This window comes from Neobacillus sp. GCM10023253 (genome assembly GCF_042653105.1).
Classification (GTDB): domain Bacteria; phylum Bacillota; class Bacilli; order Bacillales; family Cytobacillaceae; genus Neobacillus; species Neobacillus citreus.
Window position 1 is genome coordinate 1,349,690 of the sequence record NZ_JBHSHV010000003.1, and the last position, 24,404, is coordinate 1,374,093.

21 protein-coding genes are annotated in these 24,404 nt (G+C 43.7%); 2 read left to right on the forward strand and 19 right to left on the reverse strand.

The genetic code is table 11. The annotated features are described in order from the left end of the window. Positions 1–240 precede the first annotated feature (240 nt). Entirely contained in the window at positions 241–4,293 is a 4,053-nt protein-coding gene (locus ACFPA1_RS06845; RefSeq protein ID WP_378581817.1) for a hypothetical protein, read from the forward strand. A gap of 96 nt (positions 4,294–4,389) precedes the next feature. Here ACFPA1_RS06845 and ACFPA1_RS06850 read toward each other — a convergent pair whose 3' ends face one another. The 19 genes from ACFPA1_RS06850 to ACFPA1_RS06940 form a co-directional block, all read right to left on the reverse strand. Next, positions 4,390–5,490, reverse strand: coding sequence for a P1 family peptidase (locus ACFPA1_RS06850; RefSeq protein WP_378581818.1), 1,101 nt, complete (start codon positions 5,488–5,490; stop codon positions 4,390–4,392). Positions 5,491–5,577: 87 nt separating this feature from the next. Beyond that, a complete protein-coding gene (locus ACFPA1_RS06855) occupies positions 5,578–6,477 on the reverse strand; it encodes an acetamidase/formamidase family protein (RefSeq protein WP_378581819.1) in 900 nt (299 codons plus the stop codon). Positions 6,478–6,499: 22 nt separating this feature from the next. Then, positions 6,500–7,432 (reverse strand): metallophosphoesterase family protein, encoded by a 933-nt coding sequence (locus ACFPA1_RS06860; protein ID WP_378581820.1) that lies wholly within the window; start codon positions 7,430–7,432, stop codon positions 6,500–6,502. Between the two features lie 37 nt (positions 7,433–7,469). Next, positions 7,470–9,071: an APC family permease gene (locus ACFPA1_RS06865; protein WP_213139927.1), complete on the reverse strand. Its 1,602-nt coding sequence runs from the start codon at positions 9,069–9,071 to the stop codon at positions 7,470–7,472. Between the two features lie 154 nt (positions 9,072–9,225). Continuing rightward, positions 9,226–10,164, reverse strand: coding sequence for a malate dehydrogenase (gene mdh, locus ACFPA1_RS06870; protein WP_213139926.1), 939 nt, complete (start codon positions 10,162–10,164; stop codon positions 9,226–9,228). A gap of 30 nt (positions 10,165–10,194) precedes the next feature. Continuing rightward, positions 10,195–10,518 (reverse strand): BMC domain-containing protein, encoded by a 324-nt coding sequence (locus ACFPA1_RS06875; protein WP_277398160.1) that lies wholly within the window; start codon positions 10,516–10,518, stop codon positions 10,195–10,197. A 1-nt stretch (position 10,519) separates the two neighbouring features. Continuing rightward, positions 10,520–11,182 (reverse strand): phosphate propanoyltransferase, encoded by a 663-nt coding sequence (pduL, locus tag ACFPA1_RS06880; protein WP_378581821.1) that lies wholly within the window; start codon positions 11,180–11,182, stop codon positions 10,520–10,522. A gap of 38 nt (positions 11,183–11,220) precedes the next feature. Continuing rightward, on the reverse strand, positions 11,221–11,505 hold the full coding sequence (locus ACFPA1_RS06885; protein ID WP_213115508.1) for a BMC domain-containing protein: 285 nt from the start codon (positions 11,503–11,505) through the stop codon (positions 11,221–11,223). A 21-nt stretch (positions 11,506–11,526) separates the two neighbouring features. Next, a complete protein-coding gene (locus ACFPA1_RS06890; RefSeq protein ID WP_378581822.1) occupies positions 11,527–13,044 on the reverse strand; it encodes an aldehyde dehydrogenase family protein in 1,518 nt (505 codons plus the stop codon). 23 nt (positions 13,045–13,067) lie between these two features. After that, entirely contained in the window at positions 13,068–13,484 is a 417-nt protein-coding gene (locus ACFPA1_RS06895) for a hypothetical protein (protein ID WP_378581823.1), read from the reverse strand. A 31-nt stretch (positions 13,485–13,515) separates the two neighbouring features. Next, positions 13,516–14,529, reverse strand: a complete 1,014-nt coding sequence (locus tag ACFPA1_RS06900) for a phosphotransferase enzyme family protein (RefSeq protein WP_378581824.1) — start codon at positions 14,527–14,529, stop codon at positions 13,516–13,518. A gap of 22 nt (positions 14,530–14,551) precedes the next feature. Further along, complete coding sequence (locus tag ACFPA1_RS06905) at positions 14,552–15,814, reverse strand: aspartate aminotransferase family protein (protein WP_378581825.1); 1,263 nt, start codon at positions 15,812–15,814, stop codon at positions 14,552–14,554. A gap of 80 nt (positions 15,815–15,894) precedes the next feature. Continuing rightward, on the reverse strand, positions 15,895–16,671 hold the full coding sequence (locus ACFPA1_RS06910) for a DeoR/GlpR family DNA-binding transcription regulator (protein ID WP_378581826.1): 777 nt from the start codon (positions 16,669–16,671) through the stop codon (positions 15,895–15,897). 83 nt (positions 16,672–16,754) lie between these two features. Beyond that, positions 16,755–17,513, reverse strand: a complete 759-nt coding sequence (gene fabG, locus ACFPA1_RS06915; protein WP_378581827.1) for a 3-oxoacyl-ACP reductase FabG — start codon at positions 17,511–17,513, stop codon at positions 16,755–16,757. 254 nt (positions 17,514–17,767) lie between these two features. Beyond that, positions 17,768–19,399 (reverse strand): ABC transporter substrate-binding protein, encoded by a 1,632-nt coding sequence (locus tag ACFPA1_RS06920; RefSeq protein WP_378581828.1) that lies wholly within the window; start codon positions 19,397–19,399, stop codon positions 17,768–17,770. A gap of 123 nt (positions 19,400–19,522) precedes the next feature. Next, positions 19,523–20,437 (reverse strand): oligopeptide ABC transporter permease, encoded by a 915-nt coding sequence (gene opp4C, locus ACFPA1_RS06925; RefSeq protein ID WP_213139917.1) that lies wholly within the window; start codon positions 20,435–20,437, stop codon positions 19,523–19,525. A gap of 17 nt (positions 20,438–20,454) precedes the next feature. Beyond that, positions 20,455–21,405 (reverse strand): ABC transporter permease, encoded by a 951-nt coding sequence (locus ACFPA1_RS06930; protein ID WP_213139916.1) that lies wholly within the window; start codon positions 21,403–21,405, stop codon positions 20,455–20,457. Between the two features lie 28 nt (positions 21,406–21,433). After that, positions 21,434–22,426: an ABC transporter ATP-binding protein gene (locus ACFPA1_RS06935; RefSeq protein WP_378581829.1), complete on the reverse strand. Its 993-nt coding sequence runs from the start codon at positions 22,424–22,426 to the stop codon at positions 21,434–21,436. Next, a complete protein-coding gene (locus ACFPA1_RS06940; RefSeq protein ID WP_378581830.1) occupies positions 22,423–23,439 on the reverse strand; it encodes an ABC transporter ATP-binding protein in 1,017 nt (338 codons plus the stop codon). Before ACFPA1_RS06940 ends, ACFPA1_RS06935 begins: the two co-directional genes overlap by 4 nt. A gap of 216 nt (positions 23,440–23,655) precedes the next feature. Here ACFPA1_RS06940 and ACFPA1_RS06945 point away from each other — a divergent pair, with 216 nt between their 5' ends. Continuing rightward, the gene (locus ACFPA1_RS06945; RefSeq protein ID WP_241113707.1) at positions 23,656–24,393 is read left to right on the forward strand and encodes a response regulator transcription factor; all 738 of its coding nucleotides are present in this window, start codon (positions 23,656–23,658) and stop codon (positions 24,391–24,393) included. The last annotated feature ends 11 nt before the right edge of the window (positions 24,394–24,404 follow it).

Below are 24,404 nucleotides of genomic sequence, written 5' to 3' on the forward strand. Positions count from 1 at the left end.
TTTTCATAATGTCTATATAATATTTTAAAATATCAAATTTCTACAAAAAACTCTTTATTCGTAATAAAACCTAGCAAAATCAGTCGTTTGTTATCGAGAACATTTTATTTTCTACTTTTTATTAATGTTGTATTATTATATTGAAATTCCAAATTTTACTATTGATAAATATAGGGGGTGTATAATTTGTTTGTTCTTTAAAATGAACGCTATTCTTTATATCGGGGGAGGTTTTTGCTTATGCAAAAACGATTAAAAATCTCGTTTACTGTCATTTTGTGTTTATTACTATTGTTTCAGGCGTCTGGTCAGACTACTATCGCCAAAGTAGAAAGCAAAACCAAAAATAGTACAGAGGTTATCAACAAGAAAAAAAGCAAAATTACTGCTGCTGACCGACAAGCTGCTGCTGACCGATTATCAGTTAAAATGGACGCAGTAAATAGCCAAGACACAACACCTACGCTTACGCCGGGTGCAACTCCGGATTATTTTGGTAAAATCCCTAACTACGCGAATAGCCAGCTTCCCACTGATGGACCGCTCGTGAAAATCAACGGCGACGGTACAGGAGCTGCAGCCACCGCAACAGTAGCAAATGGAGTTATTTCTGAAATTACGATCGTTGATGGCGGTTCTGGTTATTCTATCCCTCCTACTGTCGAGATCTCTGGTGGCAACGGAACAGGAGCTGCTGCAGAAGCAATAGTGGAAAACGGAGTAGTGAAAAGCATTACGATCACCAACGGCGGCAGCGGTTATGTTAGAACTGGAGGCATCCGCAAGTTTGTCGATTCACTACCAGGATTAGGAGCAAATAATACCAACAATCTTGGTCAGTATATACCTGTAGCCGTACCAGATACAACAACCTATAATGGCTCAGATTATTATATCATCGAACTCCGTCAGTATACCGAAAAGCTTCACAGTGACCTGCCTCCTACAACCCTTAGAGGCTATCGGCAAATAGACTCTCAAGGTAACCCTATCACCAACTTCAACTACCTTGGACCAATGATTATTGCACAGAAGGACCGTCCTGTTAGGGTGAAATTTGTTAATCATCTTTCAACAGGTGAAGGAGGAAATTTATTCTTACCAGTAGATACAACTGTTATGGGCGCTGGCCTTGGTGACAAGGGGTTGAAAGTAACACCAGGTTACCCGCTAAATTACACACAGAATAGGGCTACCCTGCATTTGCATGGTGGAAATACTCCATGGATTAGCGATGGTACACAACATCAATGGATTACTCCAGCAGGAGAAAAAACCGATTACCCACAAGGAGTTAGCGTTCAAAATGTTCCAGATATGGCCACTCCTGAACCGGGCTCACAAACCTTCTATTACACCAATCAACAAAGTGCTAGATTAATGTTTTACCATGATCACTCATATGGTATCACTAGACTTAATGTATATGCGGGTGAATCTGCTGGCTACATCCTTGAAGACTCTGCAGAAAAATCATTAATCGACGCGGGAGTTATCCCCGCAGAGCAAGTGCCGCTTATTATTCAGGACAAGACCTTTGTCCCAAATGACACTCAACTAGCCGCAACAGACCCGACTTGGGATAAATCCAAATGGGGCGGTGAAGGAAATCTCTGGTTTCCGCATGTTTATATGCCAAACCAAAATCCTTACGATATTGAAGGGGCAAACGCAATGGGTAGATGGGACTATGGACCATGGTTCTGGCCGCCATTTACAGGGATTGTGAACGGTCCAGTTTCAAACCCTTATTATGACCCGGTCAATGCACCGTGGGAACCGCCGGTAATCCCTGGAGTTCCGAATGTATCGGTTGTCCCAGAAAGTTTCATGGATACTCCGCTTGTTAACGGAACCGCCTACCCATTCCTTAAGGTTGGAAAAAAAGCTTATCGTTTCAGGATTTTAAACGCCAGCAACGACCGCTTCTTTAATCTGCAGCTTTATTTTGCTAAGTCGAACGATGCGATGTGGGATGATAACGGCAACTTAAATAATCCAAATGCCGGAGAAGTGAACATGGTGCCGGCCGTTCCAAAGGCGGGGCTTCCTAGCACTTGGCCAACAGATGGCCGTGATGGCGGTGTCCCTGATCCAGCGGCATCAGGTCCAAGCATGATCCAAATCGGTACAGAAAGCGGCTTTTTACCAAAGCCTGTCGTTCTACCGAATACACCAGTTGGCTACGATTATGACCGCCGCAGTATGACCGTCTTAAATGTCACAAATAAAACGCTTTTCCTCGGTCCTGCTGAGCGTGCAGATGTCATTATCGATTTTTCCGGTGTCCCTGATGGTTCTAAGCTCATTCTCTATAACGATGCACCTGCACCGGTTCCGGCATTTGACACCCGCTACGATTATTACACTGGGAACCCGGATCAAACTGACACAGGCGGCGCACCATCTACCCTGCCTGGATATGGGCCGAACACAAGGACAATTATGCAGTTCCAGGTTTCTTCCAATCTTGGAACAGGTAATACCTTTAATTTAGATACATTGGATAAACAATTGCCAGCCGCTTATGCAAATTTTCAAGATAAACCAATAGTTCCTCAGGCAGGTTACAACAATGCTTTCGGTACCACTTATCCTGCTGACGGCTATGCAAGAATCTTTGATACATCCATGACCTTCTTCAACGGGCCGATAACAGGATTTAAATTAACTAATGGCGGATCTGGTTATACATCTGAACCTACAGTATCCATAACAGGTGGTGGCGGTACTGGGGCAGCCGCGACTGCTACATTAGCAGCAAGGCCAATTGAGTCGATAAGTGTCAATAATGGTGGAACCAGTTACACTAGTGTCCCACAGGTGTCTGTTACAGGTGGCGGCGGATCTGGGGCACTAGCGGAGGCAAATCTTACGCCAACTTCAATCGCCACTATCACGGTTACTAATGGCGGGAATAAATACTCTTCTCCGCCAACAGTGTCATTCATTGGCGGCGGCGGGTTAGGAGCTGCGGCTACAGCCATAGTGAGAAACAACAGAGTCACGGCGATAACAGTAACAAATCCCGGCTCCGGCTATACGTCTGCGCCAACCATACAATTTACGGGCGGTGGTGGCAACGGTGCTGCTGCAATAGCTAATCTTACCCCGACCTCTGTTGGCAAAATAACATTATCCAATGGCGGTTCTGGTTATACTTCAACACCTTCTGTAACCATCACAGGTGGAGGTGGATCTGGGGCTCAAGCAACTGCCGTACTCGCGCCAGCAGCTGTAGCCAGCGTTCAATTAGTCAACGGTGGAGATGGTTATGCTTCAGCTCCGACTGTAAGCATCACCGGAGGTGGCGGATCTGGTGCAACCGCTGAGGCGTTAGGACTTACAATGGAAATGCAGCCTAAATCAATTATAGAAGACTTTGATGTGAATTACGGAAGAATGAATTCGATGTTAGGGGTCGAAGTGCCTCACACAAGTGCTAATGTTCAAACCTCCATCCCATATGTTGACATTGATCCGCCAACAGAAATATTTAAAAACTCTGATGCAGCCGTTCCTTTAGGGGCGCTAGCGGATGGTACACAAATATGGAAAATCACCCATAACGGCGTGGACACACATGCAATGCACTGGCATATGTTTGATGTGCAATTAATTAACCGCGTAGGTTGGGATGGCATGATCAAGGCTCCGGATCCAAACGAATTGGGCTGGAAGGATACAATTCGCATGAATCCTTTAGAAGATGTGATTATTGCGATGAGACCGATAATTCCAGATGTCCCGTTCGATCTTCCTAACAGCATACGGCCTCTTGATCCGACGATGCCACTCGGGTCGACGATGGGCTTCATGAACGTAGACCCCACCAATCAACCGGCCGCAGTCACAAATCAATTGGTGAACTTTGGTTGGGAATACCTGTGGCATTGCCATCTGCTTGGACATGAAGAAAATATTATGATGCGTCCGATGGTCGTAACGGTTGCTCCAAAGGCTCCAGTGTCCCTCGCAGCAGTTGCAGGCAAAACGGGTGTGACCCTAACCTGGACAGACCGATCACTGAATGAAACTGACTTTTTAATTCAGCGGTCTACCGTATTTGATGGGCCATGGACCAATGTCGGGACAGTAGCGGGTGTGAAAGGAGTAGGTGGCAACGGTACATTTTTAGATAAGTCCGTAACGAAGAAAAAAACCTATTTTTACAGGATCATAGCCAGTAATACAACGGGCTACACTCAGAAATACTCAGCTCCAACGGTTGGCTATCCGAATATGACGGAAAATTCACAACCGACAACACCGATTTCTGTTATAACACAATAAAAAAAACGAACTCCGGATTTATTAACGTTATCCGGAGTTCTTATTTTGTAACTTTAAAGTAGACATAGTCGCTAGCTCTACATGTGATAATAAGAATTATATTCGATTATACTCTTTCATTATCCGCAATAGATCTTGATGATCAATCGCTTCAACCATATGCCCGTTGGGTTTCACGGTTGTCATTGTTTCTGCTGCAATAAGGGCATTTACCACAGACTCATCAACTGCCTGACAAACCGCTTCATATATCGGGTCAAAAACTTCGTCATTAACAAACTCCATTTTCAGCTTTTCTGGTGCTGATTGCGGAATATCCATTTCGTTCGCAGTAGAAAAAGCAAGAAAAATATCTCCTGAACTGTTTCCGCCAGGACTTCCGCTTCTTCCAATGCCAATCGCCGCACGTTTGGCAACGCGCCGCAGTTGGTGTGGAAGCATCGGGATATCAGTCCCAATAATGACAATGATGGAGCCCTGCTCTTTATCTAAAAGTTTTTCCTTCATCATATGTTTTCCGACCGGTACACCTAAAATGGTAAGCCACTCACGCAATCCAAAATTGGCTTGGACAAGAACTCCTATATGATGCGTCTGGCCATCGATGGTAACAACACGAGATGATGTGCCTGTCCCGCCTTTAAACTCGTAGCAAATCATTCCCGTTCCACCGCCAACATTCCCTTCAGCAACGGGACCCGTTTTTGCATTATAAATCGCCGAAAGCACATGCTCTTCAGAAATATGCTGACCGTTTATGTCATTAAGGACGCCATCATAGGTTTCGGCAATGACAGGCATTGACCATAAATGTTCATTACTGAACTGTTCACCATAATGGTTTATCATCCATTTTGTGGTGGCATGATGAGCCATTCCTACCGAGTGAGTATTGGTGATGCAGATGGGGCTAAGAAAGTAGCCGGCATCGTTCACCCAATGTACCCCAGTCATCTCGCCATTTCCATTTAAACTGTAAAATCCGGCCCAAATTGGCTGCATCATATTCTTTTTTCCTCTTGGCAGGATGGCCGTCACTCCAGTACGGATGGGCCCTTTACCGATTTGAACCGGCCCTTCCCCTTCAATAATGGTCGTAAAACCAATTTCTACCCCCGGTACATCGGTTAAGGCATTATTTTCTCCTGTCACACCAGGGAATGGCAAGCCGAGGTCACGGGCACGCTTTTTACCCAAATTACAACTCCTCCTTACTGCGAACAAAAGAGGGCTCAACCCACTCCATCAAGATTTACAGAGTGAAGCGGCCCTCTCAACTTGTTCTTACTTTATTTTGTATTCGTATTTATCTAGGATCCATTGTGGGAGTTCCATCCGTGCTGTCATGAGCGGATCCACTATCTGGCAGATTCGCAAGTCACCCACAAGGGATAACAGCATTCCTGCTTCATCGGTATCAAATTCAAGCTGCTGGACAAGAAATTGATGCATATTGATTGTGGCTTGTTGGGCCGCCTCATCTAAAGTTTCTGCAGATGCAATTGTGATTAGCTTTTCTTCGCTGACAAGCATCGGCAATGGATACGATTCTCCTTTTAGAACATTGACCTTAACGGTTACTTCTCCAGGTATTTCCAATCCACAAATGACAATTTCTCCATCAGCCATCACGGCATGCAGGTCTCCCATTGAAAGAAGGGCGCCTGGAACATTTACCGGTAAATAAAGAGTAGAGCCCTTTATGATCTGCTTGCAATCCATATTGCCGCCATGTTCGCCTGGTGTACCAGTCGGAATTTCCTCCCCGCTAGGAGCGGTACCGATAACACCAATCATCGGTTTAATAGGAATATGAATTTTATCATTGAAAATAGCTTTCCCTTCCCGAATTGGAATAACTTTTGTCGTTTCGCCCGACACATAATCCCGTAAAACACCAAGCTTTGGTGTCGTCGTCATGACACCTTTTTGGTCTATTTTAATATCCAATATCTCTACTTTTAGAATATCCCCCGGCTCCGCCCCTTCTACATACAAAGGACCTGTGGCAGGATTGATCTGCTCCCAGCCAACCGAGCTGAACAGCTGATCCTCCCGCTGGATTTGATTGCTAAAGCAGTCATATGTTTCGAACACAACCGTGCTGCCAGCCTGAACTTTTTTAACAGGCTTATTGTTCGGTGACATCGTCAGTACGCCTTGTTCCTTGCGAATTATTTCCATGGTTACAACTCCCTCAAAAAAATTACCCCGCTGTCAGTGTATAGGACACCTGTCCATCAGCACCGACATCCACCAACGCCCCCCTTAGCAGACCTTGGTCATAGTCTGTTCCGGCGTTAATGCATATGGTTTTCCCTAATGTCGTCACACCGCGGCTTTCATGAACATTCCCGTGCAAAGATAGGAGCGGCTGATATTTTTCAATCGCCTCGCGCACCGCTTTGCTTCCTGCTGGACCGGTTGCCAGGGAATCCCCATCAAGTACAGGCTTTAACTCATCATCATATAAGGTCCCTTGATCTAAGTCAGTATCATAAGGAGGGATATGAATATTAAAAATGCAGCGATTCATGTCCTTCACCTGCGCGGCCAATTGTTCGATTTTCTCTGCCAGCTCTTCCTCGCTAAATTCACGCGGGTACTTAAACACACTAGGCTTTCCGCCACCCACAGAGAGAATCTCAAACCCATTTACTTCAATAATTTTTCCATCACCGTTTGCGACAAAACTTCCCGCGTTGATCAGTTCATCTAAATAAAAATCATCGACACTTCCAGGAATCAAGATGCAGGGAATTCCTGCCGCCGAAAATCGCTCATCTGCCAACCGAATCCACTCCTGCAGGACTTCAATCTGCTTCTCTTTGATGATCAGCTCGGCGTCATTTTCGTTTAAACGATTTAATTCATCCTCTGAAACTAAGAAGGGATAGAATCCGGCATCCCTAAGATTTCGCTCCAGGTCTGGCAATTCCTTCTCTTTTTTCACTTTAACGGTTGAGCCGTAATACCGGCAAGTATAAACGCCGTTTTTTTCCACAATCGGAACAACCATTTTCCCGGTTAAATCCCCTCCAAAAATAACTAAGTCAGCTTTATAAAACTTCCCGGCATTAGTGAATTTTCGGAAGGCTGTTTCACCGCCATGCAGGTCTGCTGCATAAAAAATTTTCACTTAGCTCACCCCACTACTTTTTTTAAAAATGGTTTACTTAATCCGAAGGTATCTCTTGGAACTGGATATCGATATCGATTCCCTTCTTCGCATGGGACCGCTTCATCACGAAATAGACGATAATTGGGATTAACATTAAGCAGAGCGAAACCACAATCATTGTAAATGGCAAATCGCCTCTCAAAAACGGAATCAGAAGATAGTAACAAATCGAAACACTGATTGCCAGGGTTAACCAGCCAAGAATGGTAATTAAATGTATTCCTAAAAATTTTGTTTTTACAATCGGCGGTGAGGAGTTAAACAAAATCTTCTTGCGGGTGGAGAAAACAATTCCGGAAATCCCCAGGAAAATCCAAGCTAAGAACCAAGTGAATATCGTATATGCGATATTGGCCGTCCAAGAAGGCATGAAAATATCGAGCATTAAGAAAAACCAGGCACCGATTATGACCGTTCTTAACGCGTAGGTTGGTGAATTCGTTTTCTTGTTGAGTTCCATAAATTTGCTAGGAATCAAGCGGTCAAACGACCAAGCGACAATATTACGCGAAGGGCCGAAGCCAAGACCAGCCGCTGAGCCAAAGGTGGCTACCGCGAAACAGATAGCAATCAAAAAGACAAATACAGGGCTCTTCGTCATAATTCCAATCATGATCGTGATAAATGGATCATAGCCCTTGAAAGGATAGGCCTCATGGCCGGCATTGTACAGATAATACAAGCTATTGGACCAGATATCGCCGAAGTTAATATAAGACATCGCATAGAAAATCGCCCAAACAACCATTAAAATGGCCAGTGAACCAAATAAGGCCAGAAGCTGAGATTTTTGTACATTACGGACTTCGCCAGCGAGGTTTGCCCCAAAGGTGGAGCCAAGGGTGTTTAGAATAATGTAAGTGGAACCGGCCATGACTGTTGCTCCAAAAAGGAACTTTGTTGTGTAGCCATCTGCTTCAGCTAATTTAATGACATCGCCATAGGCCAAGCCTGTCAGCTCAGTAAAATTAGCCGCAAACGTTCCCTGCCCGGTAATTAGGTTTGCAATGATAAAGACAACCGCCCCTACCAGCGTTGCACCGAGCGTTAAATAGGCCAGCCTAACCATCCACTTTGTACCTTTATAATAGATAAAGTAGATGAACGCCAACAGGGCGGTACCGATAATCGCATGCATGATATTGCTGTTGAAAAACTCCGCCAGCCCCAGCCATGTTGCGTCATTTCCGTTAATGAGTGCTATCGAATAGAAGAATTCAACGATCGACCATTTGATAATCCAATTTAACAGAATACCAGTCCAAGAAATGGATGTAAACGTTATCATAAAACTTGCCATCAGTCCAAGCGATGGATGCAGAATCCTGCTTATATAAATATATTCTCCGCCGGAGCGCGGCATCGAGACCGATAGCAGCCAATAAAGGCCGGCAATAATAAACATCTGCGCTACCGTCAAAATCGCCCAAACCATATGGGCACCCGGATATAAAAATGGTGCCCACATAATATACACGAGTGCGAACATCAAACCCGGGTTGGCAGCGGAATAAATCATCGTGTCTATTGGACTGATCTGTCTGGCAATTCCACCTGTTGACTTTTGTTCAAATAATGCGAGACCTGCTTTAGACATCTTTTCACCCTTCTTTCTTTAAAAATAAAAGAAAAATCACAGTGACGAGACATTCCACAACAAAGACAATTTGCTTTCTCTAAGAAAAGAGGCTTCTTCTGGCAGTCCCCCCCTCTAGATAATTAACAATATTCTGAAAAGTAAACTCAAAAAATTAATCTAACAAACGCAGCAAGGATTTTACGGCTTGTGCAGAAACATCGAGCCCCTCTTTTTCCTCAGGTGTGAGCGGCAATTCTATAATACTTTCAATGCCATTGCCGCCAAGAACTGCAGGGACACCTAAATATATGTCTTGATACCCATATTCCCCTTCTAAATAGGCAATCGAAGGGAGAATTCTCTTTTTGTCCTTCACGATCGCCTCGGCCATTTCTACGATTGCCGCGGCTGGTGCATAATAGGCACTGCCCTGACCTAAAAGTTGAACAATCTCACCGCCGCCGTTGCGTGTCCGTTCCACAATTTTATCGATTTTCTCCTTAGAAAGGATCCTTTCCAATGGAATCCCCCCAGCATACGAAAACCTGACCAACGGCACCATCGTATCGCCATGCCCGCCCAAGACAAAGCTGGATATATCCTCTATCGACACATTTAATTCTTGAGCAACAAAGGTATTAAACCTAGCCGTATCAAGTACCCCCGACTGCCCAATCACCCTGTTTTTAGGGAATCTAGTCGTTTTGTAGCAAACATAGGTCATCGCATCAACTGGATTGCTAAGGACTAACACATAACTATTGGGTGAATAGTAGGCGATATTTTCAGATACTTCCTTAATAATTTTTGTATTTATTGAGACTAAGTCTTCCCTGCTCATCCCGGGCTTACGGGCGACTCCGGCAGTAATAATGACCAAGTCTGCGTCCTTAATATCTTCATAGTTGGAGCTACCTTTTATGATAGAATTATATTTCTGCACAGGGCCCGCTTGTAGTAAATCTAATGCCTTCCCCTTTGTCGGATTTTCCTGAGAAGGAATATCCAACAGGACAATGTCCCCCAACTCCCTTTGGGCGAGCATCAGAGCGATTGTCGTCCCGGTATGGCCAGCCCCGATGATGGCAAACTTTATTCGTTTGAAGGACATAATCATCCTCCTTTCTTGCATCAAGCACGTTTAAGTTTTTTTCTCTGAATTGTCTTCAATCTTCTCTTGTTTTTTAACGTTAGACTTCTCCATAAATAACTGCGGCAGGCTTTCATCAGGATGTGGAATGACATGAAATGCAATTAAAGAACCTTTTTTTCTGGCCATATCCGCCCCTGCTTCGACCGCTGCCTTTACGGCACTGACATCCCCTTCTACTACGATCGTAACGAGAGCTGGGTCGACCATATTTTGTTTGACAAGCTGGACAAATGAGGTTTTTACCATCACATCTAATGCTTCGATGGAGGTAGCCAGTCCTCTAGTTTCAATCATTCCTAAAGCTTTTGCCAACTCACCTCACCTCTTCCACGTCTCTTTTCACCAGTTTCCCTGTCTGCCCGCTTACAATCAACCCGGCATTCGCTTCATCGGTATCGATATGCATTTCCAAAATATACTTAGGTGAAACTCGAATCTGGACCCTTTCATATCTGATCGGCCGAATTAGATGACCAACTTCCACGGCAACATATTCCCCGTCCTCCACACTAAATTGTAGTGCTTGTTCTGGCGGCATATGGATATGTGCTTGGGCGATGATCAATCCTTTTTCTAAAAATAGACTGCCATTCGGGCCGATAATGGTTACCGGTGAAGATCCCTCTAAGTCTCCTGATTCTCGGATGGGCGGCATCAAACCAAGTTTAATTGCATCGGTTTGACTTACCTCTACTTGTGTTTCCTTCCGTAATGGCCCAAGAACCCGAACTCTTTCAATGCTCCCCTTCGATCCGGCAATGATGACGGTTTCATTTGCAGCGAATTGCCCGGGTTGCGACAAATCAGCCTTTTTCGTTAACTGATAACCCTTGCCAAAAAGGAATTCCAAATCCTTTTCCTTTAAATGACAATGCCGTGCCGATACACCAATAGGAATACAGTCACCATCATGTGGACTCTGCTGTAGCCGCCTTATTACTTCCTCAACAATCCGTTTTGTTAGTTCTTCCTTCATCCTCTTAACCTCATTTTTTCATCTCTGGAATTAAAGGTCTATCCCTCAATCTTCGGTAATACGAGCTGCAATTCAGTATGCGGCCTTGGGATGACATGAACTGAGAGAAGTTCACCCACCCGCTGTGCCGCTTCACTGCCTGCTTCTGTCGCGGCTTTAACCGCGCCGACATCACCCGTTACTAACACAGTCACAATTCCTCCGCCAACATGGACCTTCCCTACAAGATTTACGTTCGCTGCTTTTACCATCGCATCGGCCGCTTCCAATGAAGCTACCAAACCTCTTGTTTCAATCATGCCAAGAGCACCATTTATCGCCATACCATATTCCTCCTAAATGTACTAAGATTTTTGATATTGTTCTATTACACTCTTAACTAACTGGGTAATCATCTCTTTGTCTATCTCCATCCGGTTCTTGCTTGTTTTTTCCAAGACCTGTTCGACGATTTTCTCACTGCTGCCAATTTTTTCAATCGATTGTGCAGGCTTTGGAATTGGTACATCCTTTATTCCATAAGCGATTCGTTTAATATTAATCAAATGCCGTGCCGTGATGTTGTCCCCCGTAATGTTGCCGCCGTATGACCCGCACCCTAGTGTAAGCGAGGCGGTCAATCCTGTCGTTGCACCTGCAGCTCCAATCGATGCCAGTGTGTTTACTAAAATTCTAGAGACGGGCATTTCAAGGCCAAACATTTTGGCGACATTCTCATCATTAGTATGAAGGGCGAGGCTATGGCCCCTGCCGCCAATATTCAACAATCCCTGGCAGATTCTTTTCGCCTCTTCTACATCCGTAGCTGTATATAGGGCAAAAATCGGAGCAAGTTTTTCAATTGAAAAAGGGATTTCCTTCCCAATCGATTTTTCCTCAGCAATTAACAATCGTGTCTCACTTGGTACCGTTAGGCCAGCCATGGCAGCAATTTTTACGGCAGACCTTCCAACAATCGCTGGATTCAATTTTCCACGTGTTGGAGAAATCACGTTTTCGACCAATGACTTTTCTGAGCCAGTTAAAAAGTAGGCACCATTATTTTTTAATTCTCTTATCGTCATTTCTTTCACGTTTTTGTGGACGACAATCGCCTGCTCGGTGGCACAAATCGTGCCATTATCAAACGTTTTGCTGTCAACAATCATCTTGACTGCTTTGTTGATATTAGCGGAACGATCAATATAAACCGGAACATTCCCTGGTCCGACACCGTAGGCAGGTTTTCCAGAACTGTACGCAGCCCGGACCAGCCCGCCGCCGCCTGTTGCCAGGATTAATTGGATATCTTGATGGTGCATCAGTTCCGTTGTTGCCGGCATTGTCGGTCTGCTGATCCAGCCGATTAACCCTTCAGGTGCGCCTGCCTCGGTGGCGGCATCCCGGCATACCCGAAGCGCCTCCACTGTACACTTTACCGCCGAAGGATGCGGGCTGACGACAATCGCATTTTGCGATTTTAATGAAATAAGTGTTTTAAAAAATGCCGTCGAGGTTGGGTTCGTCGTTGGGATGATCCCGGCAATAACACCGAACGGGTAGGCGATTTCCGTGATTTTTTCTTTTTTGTCTGTTCTGATGATACCTACCGTTTTTTCATCCTTGATAGATTCGTAGACTCCCAGTGAGCCTAAGTCGTTTTTAATTTTTTTATGTTCAACCACACCCATTCCTGTTTCCTCAACAGCCATTTGCGCTAGTCTTTCAGAAGCTTGATAGGCTGCTTGTGCGGTTTGCTTGACGATGCGGTCGACCTGTTCCTGGGAAAATTCCTGAAACCTTGCTTGCGCTTCCTTTGCCCTGCTGACAGCTTCCTTCATTTCTTGAATAGAATTCAAATCTGTATCCATTTGCAAAAACATTCTCCCTCCCTTCATCTATCTTGTTAATCATGATGCGGGAAAAATTTCACCTGCCCTTGTCCCTCATCCAAACTTGCAGTCTTAGTCCCTAAACGTTTCCAGCTCGATAATTCCTCTTTTGTTAGTGGAGGATAATCAGACTGCCCGCCTGCATCTGCCTGTGGTCTCCTGTTAAAGCCAATTGACGCGGAAATATTCTTCCAGATGTTGATTTCTTCCTCTAACAGGGGAGCGAGGTGAGTTCTTTCCTTAGAAAAACCTATAACTGAAGAAATTTCTTTCCATTTTTTTAAATCATAATCTGACAACGGCGGATATTCCGTGCTTTTGTTTTCTTCATGAGGACTTGTGTTCCAAGCGTTGGATTGGGACGGACCCACGTATTCTTCCAGCTTCGAAAGTACTAATCTGGTAATCTTTTCGACCAATTCGGCATCCATTGTATCACCACCTAAAACTGCCACAGGTTTCTTATATTTTTCCATCTCGTAAATACTTTTCTGCTAATTCATCGGTATCTTCTGTAAAGCCACTGCCCAATTCTCGTGTTGTCTCATTATCCCGGCTGCCAACCCAGGCAATCAACTGAAGCCGCCGCATTAGTATAAATGTGGGAATTTCTTGTTCTTCCGCCTCTGAAAGTGGACGGACACTTCGGTAGCCTTTTAACCATGATTCAATAAGTCCGGGGACATATGGTTTGTGTTCAATAAAGCTTAAGGAAGTGGCGAGGTCATACAAATACCAACCAAATCCACAATCATCAAAATCAATTACCTTGATTTGATCGCGCTCCACCAAAAGATTGGCAAGCCGTAAATCAGAATGGATGAGTCCGTAACGGGTGGGAGCTTTTCCGAAACGCTCTAATCTCGTTTTTATCTTTTCGGAAACACTAGTGAACAATTTTTCACGCTCTGGCGTTATACCCAGCCCATCCCGCCATCTTCCCCACTTCGGAGTCTGGCCAAGGATGGTTTCATAATCCCAGGTAAGCCTGCGCACTTGGCAGAGTTGTTCCCAATTTGCCATACTGTGTTCATGCAATTGGGCCGTAATCGCCCCAAGCATTTCAAATTGGCTGATTAGCTCCTGCTCATTGTCTTCATTTGGCGCTTCACCTTCTAAAAACGTGAAAAGAGTACAGTGATAATTCATATTTTCATAGTTGACGACTTGAATATATTCACCATTCCCCCCGGACACCGGCAAAGAGACCTGGATGGACGAATGCTGGTCAATCGATCTTAACCACTCCAGTTCACTTTCCACTTCTATTTTTGTGTGATACCCGGGACGTCCCACACGCAGAATATATTTTTCCCTCGTAGTAGTGTCTGTAATTAGGTAAGTAGCATTTTCGGAATAGTTTAATAGCTGAATAGATGATTGCGATAAAAACGGATAAAAAGGAATAGCGGCTTTGGCAATTTGATTAAATTTTTCCATGGATTCCTGTAAAGAATCAATTGAGGAGCTGCCCATATTCATTACTCCTTTCGAATTGTTAACTGTAGCTGAAAACCGATTTAGCTGCCTGTTTGATGCTTGCCTCGCATTTTGACAGTAATTCATCGCAATATTCTTTATCGCAAAGCAAACCAGGTTTAAATTGCAGAACTCTGTTATCGAGCATCGAGTAAATAGCCCACACGCCATTTTTATAAAGTTCCTGCATGACATAAAGGGCGCCTTGAGGATGATTAAACTCAAGCCCCATAACAACCCCAAGTTGACGGATGCCGACAAAAAAGTCCGGATGCTGCTTCTTGATGGTTTCTAATCCTGTCCGCAAGTATCGGGCCACAAAATCAACATTTTGCTGAACCTCTTTACGCTGCGAAATTTCAAGAACCTTCATGGCAACAATACAGCCTAATTCTGATCCCCCGAACGTCGAGATATGCGCAAAGCCATCTTCATTCATCCAATTCCCAGCCTGTTTGCTGACGACGGTTGCGGCAATCGGGTAAATCCCGCCGCTGAAGCCTTTGGAGGTGACAAGAATATCCGGTTCGACTCCGTAATGCTCAATCCCCCAAAGCTTGCCCGTCCGCATTAGGCCAGTCTGCACTTCATCTGCGATATAAAGTGTCCCGAATCTTTCACACAACCTTTTTACTGCTGATAGATAACCTCGTTCCGGGAGTGGGAACCCATAGGTTGCAGGGATGGTTTCGATAATGACACAGGCGACATCTTCATTTCTGAGTGCCCGTTCCATTGCCTCTAAATCATTGAAGGGAACATGAATAAATTCCGATGGGTTACCCTCACTTAAAAACATCCGGGAATACCGTTCATTTCCCAAAGAGACGGCGAGGCCTGTGTGGCCATGATAGCCATTTATAATTGAAACAATTTTCTTGCGTTTCGTTGCATAACGGGCACATTTCAAAGCTACATCAATAGCCTCGCTTCCGCCTGCAGATAAAATGGAATAATGAAGGCTGTCGGGTGTACATTGTGAGAGTTTTTCCGAAAGCCGTGCACGCGTCATGGCCGGAAAGTGGTGATTACCGATATCGAATTCATCCAACGCTTCTTTCAAAGTGGCAATTATTTCTGGATTGCGGTGACCGAGATTATAAGTCCCTCCATTTAAATGGACATCCATTAATTTCTTGCCTTCCATATCATAAAAGTAATATCCTTCTCGTTTCCCCATCACCAAGTCAATGCCGTCTTTTTGCCATTGTCTTGTTTTTCCCGGGTTCCACCATTTAATTGAGCGGTCAAGGATTTCATTTTTACTGCCAAATTCAATCATATTCGTTTCTCCTTATCTCTCATTAAAGCATTTAGTTATGATGGTTATCACATCTTTAATTTTTGAAATTCAGGATTTCTCTATATCTCATCAGCCACAATTAATTCAACGCCACAGGCCGCTACTATTTTCTTCCACTCGTCGGGGCAGCTTTGGTCCGTGATAATCTTGGATGCATCCGTAATGGAGCACATATATGCAAAGGTAGTTTTTCCAAACTTGGAATGATCAGCAAGAACAATGACTTCTTCGGAGCGGTCCATCATTTTCCGAGAGATGCTTGATCCACTGATATCATAATCTGTAATTCCGTTGGCAATGGAAATCCCGCCTGCACAAACAAAGGCTTTATCGGCACGAAGCATTTCGAGCATCCGTTCGGACAGCGGCCCGCTCATATATTTCTGATTTCTTTCAATTTCGCCGCCGATAAAAATGACTCGGCCCTTAAAACTGTCCATAGCCGCAAGCATGACTGGAACAGAATGGGTAATCAGAGTAATATCCTGCTTATCTGCAAGGAACGGAATCATGTCCAGCGGAGTCGTTCCGTTGCCAATCATAATGACGTCGCCGTCTTCCACTAGGTCTGCAGCCGCCTTACAAATATCTTGTTTCTCTTTTTGGTTAATCGTTGTTTTTTCATCGAAAGGCAGTTCCCAGCTATGAATCTTATTTTTGACGGCACCACCATATACTTTTTTCAAATATCCTTCCTTTTCAAGCCGGTCTAGGTCGCGGCGAATTGTTTCATCGGAAACATGGAGAAGGTTGGCCAAGACGCGCACTTGGACCTTTTCTTCCTTTTCTAAAGATTCCATAATGGTTGTTTTTCGTTCTTCATAGGATAAAGACATATCTAGTACCACCTACTAAGCACAGAATTGGAACCTTTATTCTAGTAAAGGTATTAGTTTTTTTTTCAAAAAATAACTCGAACTTAATTTTCCGGTAATATTTGTCCGCCATCGACGATGATCGATTGTCCAGTGATAAAGCCTGCTTCTTTAGTGGCCAAGAACAGGGCTGCATAGCCGATGTCTTCAACGGTGCCAAGCTTTTTCATTGGGATGGCTGAGGCCATTTCTTCTAGGTAGTCATCACCTAGACCTTCGAGTCCTTCTGTTAAGACATTCCCTGGCAGCACCGCATTCACGGTAATTTGTTCGCCAGCCAGCTCTAAGGCGGCTGTTCGCATGAAACCTAATTGCGCCGCTTTACTAGCCGCATAATGAGACCAACCCGGATAACCGGTAACAGGACCAGTAATCGACGAGGTAATGACAATTCGTCCGTATTCAGCTTGCTTGAGATATGGGATGCACGCTTGTACAGCGTGGAATGTGCCCTTCGCATTGGTATTCATGACAGTATCCCAATCTTCATTTGTCATCGTCTCCAGCCAGGCAGATGGAAAAATCCCGGCATTGGCGCACAAAACATCAATACCGCCAAATGTTTCATGGACCTCTTTCACTACAGCCTTCATCGAGTCACGATTTTGGACGTCACCTTGGAATGCCACAACCTTTGCATTTTCACAATTGAGTTCAACTGCACACGCTTGAGCAGCCCCCAAATTTCGGGCCACAACCGCTACATTCGCACCATGCCTTGCAAACACTCGGGCAATCCCTTTCCCAATCCCTTTACTGCCACCCGTAACGATAACCGTCTTACCCTGCAATGAACTATACATTTTAACAGCTCCTCTACCATTTAAATATGAATGGGCTTTTATTAAAACAACAAAATACCAATATCCAAATTGCCTGAAGTTGTGGGATATCATGTGAATTGTTGTGGATTTTGGAAGATAGTAATATGTATGAAAAGTTAGGACGGAATATTCAGTTTATTTAATCTGCTATTTTGCTAAGGGAAGCAGCGGCAAAAAAAACAGCATGCAGCCGAGTACGGCTGATGCTGTAAGAATTCAGTCTATTACTATATTTATTTTTCAATTTGCCATTCATTCACGTTGTAGAACATTCCGAATTGCTTTGGTTGTCCTACTTTTACTTTCTTATTTACGGCTCCCATCAGGAAGTCTGAATAAAGTGAAAGTGTTGGCAGGTCTTCATGCAGGATTTCTTGAACTTTGTCATAAATCACTCTGCGCTTTTCTGGATCTGGTTCTGATTTACCTTGTGTTAACAAATTATCAAGCTCGGGATTGCTATAGTCAGCAAAATTATAGGTTGCACCAGTAGCATAAAATGTACTTACATCCGGATCAATTTGGTACGGAATTCCTAGGAACATAATATCAAAGTCATGCTTAGCACCTTTTTGCATATGAGTTGGGAAATCGAACTTTTGAACCTGAACGTTTAACCCTACTGCTTTTAAGTTTTCTGCAACAATAACAGCGGATTGCTCACGAACTTGGTTCCCGATCGGAACATTGACACGAATTGGCTTGCTCTTATCCCAGCCTGATTCTGCAATAAGTTTCTTTGCCTTTTCTGGATCATACTGGTAATTCTTAATGTCTTTATCAAAATATGGATGGATCTTTGTGTATGGTCCATCAATGATTTCTGCTTTTCCTTTTAAAAGCTTCTCAACAAGTTGCGGACGGTTAATCGCATAAGCGATCGCTTGGCGCATCTTCTGGTCAAAGGTTTTTGTATTCAGGTAGATTTCCTGCCAATCATAGCCCTTTGGATCATTTGTTGTGACATTCGCCATATTTTTCACTTTTTCAATATCTTGAATCGCAATTGCACCGGTGGATGGGTAGTTGATATGAATCTCGCCTGTTTGCAGCTGTGCTGTAATGTTTGCTTGTGGAACTACCTTAAAGAACAGCTTTGCAGTTTTTGGTGCACCTCGATAGTAATTTGGATTTGCCTTAAGTTCTACACTCGATTCCCCGCTGAAGTTAACAAGCGAATAGGCACCATTGGAAACGGTTGGCTTTAACATAAATGGATCTTGATGAAGCGTTGCTGGATCCTTATCCTTTAAGATATGACTTGGAACAGCTCGGAAATTGATTAAGCTCCCTTTAAGATAGTTTGGGTCAGTCGGCTTTTTCGTGTGAATGACAAAGGTTTTGTCATCAACTACTTCAATCCCCTTAACAGATTTTTCTCCTTTTGGCAGCTGGCCATTTTCATCCAGACCATCAATAACGTTAAGAGTTTTCAAGCCGGAACTTTGAACGGCAGGATTGGCCAGCAGATCAAACGTAAATTTAACATCCTCAGACGTAACAGGCTTCCCATCTGTCCAATTTGCCTTTGAATTAATTTTAATCGTAAACGCTTGGTTATCTTTTGTTTCAAAGCTTTCAGCTAACTTATTTTGAAATTTCATGTTTTCATCTGGTTCAAAGAAAGGATCAAATAGAATATTTGCCAATGTAATGGCACCCAAGTCACGGGTATTAATCGGATTGATTGCACCGATAGCGTTTGAAACACCTACGACAATGGTATCACCATATTGTGTGGAGCCGTTGCTCTTCCCATTTTCCTTCGGTGTGCTTGATGCATTGTTAGAACCTGAACATGCGCTTAAAAATAATAGCAAAGCAACCGATAAAACCGTTAAAAACTTTCCTTTTAACTTCTTCATTCCCTTCCCTCATTTCGTTTTATATTAGATTGTTATATATTTGGCGGCTTAGCCCCCAATTGTTTAACGCGTTAATGTGATGGAAGCATAACCCCCACTATGTTAAAGCGCTAGTCCCTATTTTTACTTCAATGTTTTCGGATCCAGAGCGTCCCTTAGGCCATCACCGATAAAATTGATGGCTAATACAACAACGACAATCATGATTCCCGGAGGAACCCATAGCCATGGCTGGTCGGTTAATACCGTTAAGGATTGGGCATCTGTCAGCATGTTCCCCCAGCTTGCTGTCGGCGGTTGTACCCCCATCCCGAGGAAGCTTAGAGATGCTTCTACGATAATGGCTGCTGCTATGCCAAATGTAGCTTGGACAAGAATCGGAGCAATCGCATTCGGTAAAATATGCTGGAATAAAATCCTGGGTGTACTTAATCCGAGCACAATGCCCGATTTGACATAATCAACATGTTTCAGCGAAAGTACCGTTCCGCGAACCAATCTGGCAACGGCCGGCCAGCCAAGGAGTCCCAAAATCCAGATGATATTAAATAGGCTAGGCCCTAAAATACTGACCACTACAAGAATTAACATCAATCCTGGAAATGACATGAAGACGTCTGTCAATCGCATTAACACAATATCGACCCATCCGCCAAAATAGCCGGAAACCGCACCTAGGATTGTTCCAATGACGGTGTAAATAAGAACTGCCCCTAGTCCGACTGCCATCGAAACCCTTGAAGCATAGATAAGGCGTGTAAAAAGATCCCGTCCGACTTGGTCTGTTCCTAACCAGTGCTCAGCAGATGGCGGTGCAGAGAATTCGTCATAAACCTGATACGGGTCCTTTGGTGCAATAGCTGGTGCAAAAATCGCAATCAGGATGATTAACAACATCAAAATACTGCCTGCTACGGCCAAGCGATGCTTCATAAAACGTTTAAGTATTAGTTGTAAAGGTGTTTCCTCTCCGCCAATCTCTGTATGAGGAATGGGAGGTTCTACATCCTTTTTAATATTTGTTTCAAGCATTGGCATACCATGTTCCTCCTTTCCTATTTATACTTAATGCGCGGGTCAACAAACGAATAAACAATATCTGTTAATAGATTGGCAAACAGCACCATAAAAGCTGTTAATAGATTGAGAGCCATTAGTGTTGGATAATCCCTTGACATGATGGACTGAATGGTCAGCTGTCCCATTCCTGGCCATTGAAAAATTTGTTCGGTGATAACCGCTCCGCCAAGCAAGAAAGGAATCTCCATACCAATAATCGTAATAATCGGAATCAAGGCATTTTTTAAAGCATGTTTATTGGTAACAACAAATTCCTTTAACCCCTTTGCTCTCGCCGTCCTTAAATAGTCCTGGCCCAGCACCTCCAAAAGACTTGCCCTGACATAGCGGACATATTGTCCAGAAATTCCGACTGCGAGCACGATCACCGGAAGAATTAAATGCTGCACCTTATCCAAGAAATTGTCCTCACTGCCGAGAGTCGACATGCCCCCAGCCGGCAGAACCTGCAATTGTACAGCAAAGATATAAATAAGGCCCAATCCTAGGAAAAAATGCGGGATGGAAATTCCGAAAAAAGAAGTCCCTGTCGCCAAATAGTCAAGTTTGCTATATTGCTTGACTGCACTTAAAATCCCTATCGGCAGGGCGATGATTAACCCGACTAGAAGGGCAAGTCCCATTAATTCAAACGTTGGGCCAAGCCTTTCGAAAATCATCTTTGATACTGGTTCATAGGTTGAAAAGGAGTAGCCTAAATTGCCTTGTGCAAGATTACCAAGCCAATGGAAGAATTGAATGTAAAGCGGATCATTCAAACCCAGCTGTTCCTTCCGCATCTCCAGCAGTTCAGGTGAAGAATTGGGGTCTACATACATATCAACCGGGTTTCCCGGCGCCATATTAATGATGATAAAATTGACAACCATGACCCCAAATAAAACTGGGATGGCAATTAAAAGTCTGCGGATAATATAGGGAATCAAATTTTCACCCTCTTTCAAAAACTAATTTTTATGCATCGTTTACCGCGAAGCAGGCAACGCTATGTTCCTTACCTTTTAGAACAGGTCTTTGCTCCCGACAAATCGCCGTTGCAATCGGGCAGCGAGTGTGAAAGCTACAGCCGCTTGGAGGATTGGCCGGACTTGGGACATCGCCAGCAATAATGATTCTTTCTTTCGATCTTAATTCAGGGTTTGGTATCGGATAAGAGCTTAACAACGCTTTTGTATAAGGATGCTGCGGATTTTTGAAGATTTCTTCCGTTTTTGCTACCTCCACAATTCTCCCCAAATACATGACGGCAATCCGGTCGCTGATATACTTTACAGCTCCTAACCCATGGGCAATAAATAAATAAGTCAAGTTGAATTCTTTTTGCAAGTCCTTCAACAGGTTTAAGATTTGCGCCTGAATGGATACATCCAAAGCGGAAACCGGCTCATCACAAATGATCAGTTTTGGATTTAGCGACAAGGCCCTGGCAATCCCGATCCGCTGCCGCTGGCCGCCGGAAAATTCGTGAGGGTAGCGATTTTTATAGCTTTTCGGCAGACCAACCAGCTCTAAAAGCTCGTCCACCCGTTTATGGATTTTTTCCTTTTCAATTACTTGATGAATTCTCATCGGTTCTTCGAGGAGGTCTTTGATTCTTTTCCTTGGATTCAGAGATGAATATGGGTCTTGAAAAATAATCTGCAAGTCCCGGCGCAGACCTTTCATCGTATCTCTGTTAGCAGTGGTGATTTCTTTCTCCTGGAAATACACCTTACCCTCCGAAGCATTTTCCAACCTTACTAGCGTTTTCCCAATGGTTGATTTTCCGCAGCCCGACTCTCCTACCAATCCGAGTGTTTCACCTTCGTTAATATAAAAGTCGACCCCATCTACCGCTTTCACGTGACCAACCGTTTTCGAAAAAACACCCTTTTTAATAGGGTAATAGGTTTTTAGTTTTTCTACTTTTAGTAAAGGAGTCGTTTCTTTTTCAATCATGGTGGTCATGTGAATATTTCCTCCTTTGGTTGATCGGTGTTTGTCCTTAAACCGTCTTCCTCGGTTAACCAGCATCTTACTTTATGCCCTGCCTGAACATCTTTAAGACCAGGCTGTTCCTGCTCGCACCGTTCCGTTGCATATGGGCAGCGGGTATGGAACCGACAGCCTGTTGGCATATGCTTGATGCTTGGCACTGAACCAGGAATTGAAGCCAGGCGTTGTTCACTTTCATATTCCAAATGTGGAATGGAGGCCATTAACCCTTGGGTATAAGGATGCTTTGGCTCTTTAAATAGCGTGAATACATCTGCTTCCTCGACAACCTGACCGGCATACATGACAATAACTCGGTCGGCCGTTTCCGCAATCACCCCAAGATCATGAGTAATCAGCATAATGGCTGTATTAGAATCCTTTTGCAAGGTTTTCATCAACTGGAGAATTTGTGCCTGTATCGTTACATCCAGGGCAGTTGTCGGTTCATCCGCAATCAACAGCTTCGGCTTGCACGCAAGCGCCATCGCAATCATCACCCGCTGCCGCATTCCGCCTGACAATGCATGCGGGTATTCCTTCATAATCTCATTCGCCCTCGGAATTCCAACCTTTTTTAACATTTCAATGGCATATTCCTTAGTAGCCTTTGGATTCATCTTTAAGTGAAGTTTGATTCCTTCAATCATTTGGTTTCCAATGGTGAAAACAGGATTTAAAGAGGTCATGGGTTCCTGAAAGATCATCGATATCTCATTTCCCCTGATATCTCTTAAACGCTGATTGGATACTTTTGTCAGGTCTTCTTCTCCGAAAAGAATTTGGCCCTTTTTTACTTTTCCGTTTTTTCCGAGCAAACCCATTATCGATAAGGAGGTGACACTTTTTCCGCAACCGGACTCCCCAACAATGCCGATGGTTTCTCCAGGGTTGACTGAAAAACTCACCTCTTCTACTGAAATCACTTCTTCTTTGTCTGTTTCAAATGCAATTTGGACATGGTCTACTTCCAGTAAAGGTTTCATTCCTTCACCCCTCTTTCTAAAAACTATTAATTTTAAAAATTTTCGGAACATTCCACTCGGTTAACATTATTTTATTAAAAATAGTAGTATGAAAAAAAGGGACCTGAATTGACATTTCGTATCATTACTTGACAAACAGTGATAGGCTTACGCTTGTTGAACGTGTCAAAGTGTAGTATATTTTGAATATTAAAATAATGTTTTAGGGGGTGCCAAATGTACCAATTGGTGATTGCTGATGATGAATATGAAATCCGGCACGGTCTAGTAAACTATTTTCCGTGGAATGAACTTGGGTTCGAAGTAATTGGGGAAGCAGCAAATGGGAAAGAAGCCCTGGACCTAGTATCAGAGGGAAATGCTGACGTTTTGCTTTGCGATATTCAAATGCCCATCATGACTGGCATTGAGGTCATAAAGGAGATGCATGAGCAGAACTCCCCTGTCTTGACTGTTTTTTTAAGCGGTTACCAGGAGTTCCACTATGCCCAGTCTGCCATTAAGTACGGGGTCAAAAATTATATTCTAAAACCCACAAATTTTTCAGAAATAACGGAAGCGTTTTCGCAAATTAAAAAAGAACTAGACCAAAGAACTCCTGCCTCCACCCAAACGGCTTCCGCAAAACTAAAAAACGATGATGATGATCCGATTATTAATAAAATTAAAGATTATGTGAAAATCAATTTTAAAAATGCCACCCTGGATGAGGCTGCCCAAGTCGTTTACATGAACCCCCATTATGTAAGTAAATATTTTAAACAAAAAACAGATGTCAATTTCTCTGATTTTCTTTTTCAAGTAAAAATGGAAGAAGCAGCAAAATTAATTAAAGAAATGAAGTACAAGGCCTATGAGGTAAGTGAAATGGTCGGATATAGCAATGCCAAGAATTTCACACGTGCGTTCCGAAAATATTTTGGGGTCAGCCCAAAGGAATATCGGCTAAATTAAGGGCGCTTCCT

Coding starts and splice junctions, on each gene's coding strand:
- ACFPA1_RS06845 (WP_378581817.1), top strand. CDS start 241: ATGCAAAAACGATTAAAAATCTCGTTTACTGTCATTTTGTGTTTATTA.
- ACFPA1_RS06855 (WP_378581819.1), bottom strand. CDS start 6,477: ATGGAAATAATTCGCAAGGAACAAGGCGTACTGACGATGTCACCGAAC.
- ACFPA1_RS06865 (WP_213139927.1), bottom strand. CDS start 9,071: ATGTCTAAAGCAGGTCTCGCATTATTTGAACAAAAGTCAACAGGTGGA.
- mdh (WP_213139926.1), bottom strand. CDS start 10,164: ATGTCCTTCAAACGAATAAAGTTTGCCATCATCGGGGCTGGCCATACC.
- pduL (WP_378581821.1), bottom strand. CDS start 11,182: ATGAAGGAAGAACTAACAAAACGGATTGTTGAGGAAGTAATAAGGCGG.
- ACFPA1_RS06885 (WP_213115508.1), bottom strand. CDS start 11,505: ATGGCGATAAATGGTGCTCTTGGCATGATTGAAACAAGAGGTTTGGTA.
- ACFPA1_RS06890 (WP_378581822.1), bottom strand. CDS start 13,044: ATGTTTTTGCAAATGGATACAGATTTGAATTCTATTCAAGAAATGAAG.
- ACFPA1_RS06895 (WP_378581823.1), bottom strand. CDS start 13,484: ATGGATGCCGAATTGGTCGAAAAGATTACCAGATTAGTACTTTCGAAG.
- ACFPA1_RS06900 (WP_378581824.1), bottom strand. CDS start 14,529: ATGGGCAGCTCCTCAATTGATTCTTTACAGGAATCCATGGAAAAATTT.
- ACFPA1_RS06905 (WP_378581825.1), bottom strand. CDS start 15,814: ATGATTGAATTTGGCAGTAAAAATGAAATCCTTGACCGCTCAATTAAA.
- ACFPA1_RS06910 (WP_378581826.1), bottom strand. CDS start 16,671: ATGTCTTTATCCTATGAAGAACGAAAAACAACCATTATGGAATCTTTA.
- fabG (WP_378581827.1), bottom strand. CDS start 17,513: ATGTATAGTTCATTGCAGGGTAAGACGGTTATCGTTACGGGTGGCAGT.
- ACFPA1_RS06920 (WP_378581828.1), bottom strand. CDS start 19,399: ATGAAGAAGTTAAAAGGAAAGTTTTTAACGGTTTTATCGGTTGCTTTG.
- opp4C (WP_213139917.1), bottom strand. CDS start 20,437: ATGCCAATGCTTGAAACAAATATTAAAAAGGATGTAGAACCTCCCATT.
- ACFPA1_RS06935 (WP_378581829.1), bottom strand. CDS start 22,426: ATGACCACCATGATTGAAAAAGAAACGACTCCTTTACTAAAAGTAGAA.
- ACFPA1_RS06940 (WP_378581830.1), bottom strand. CDS start 23,439: ATGAAACCTTTACTGGAAGTAGACCATGTCCAAATTGCATTTGAAACA.
- ACFPA1_RS06945 (WP_241113707.1), top strand. CDS start 23,656: ATGTACCAATTGGTGATTGCTGATGATGAATATGAAATCCGGCACGGT.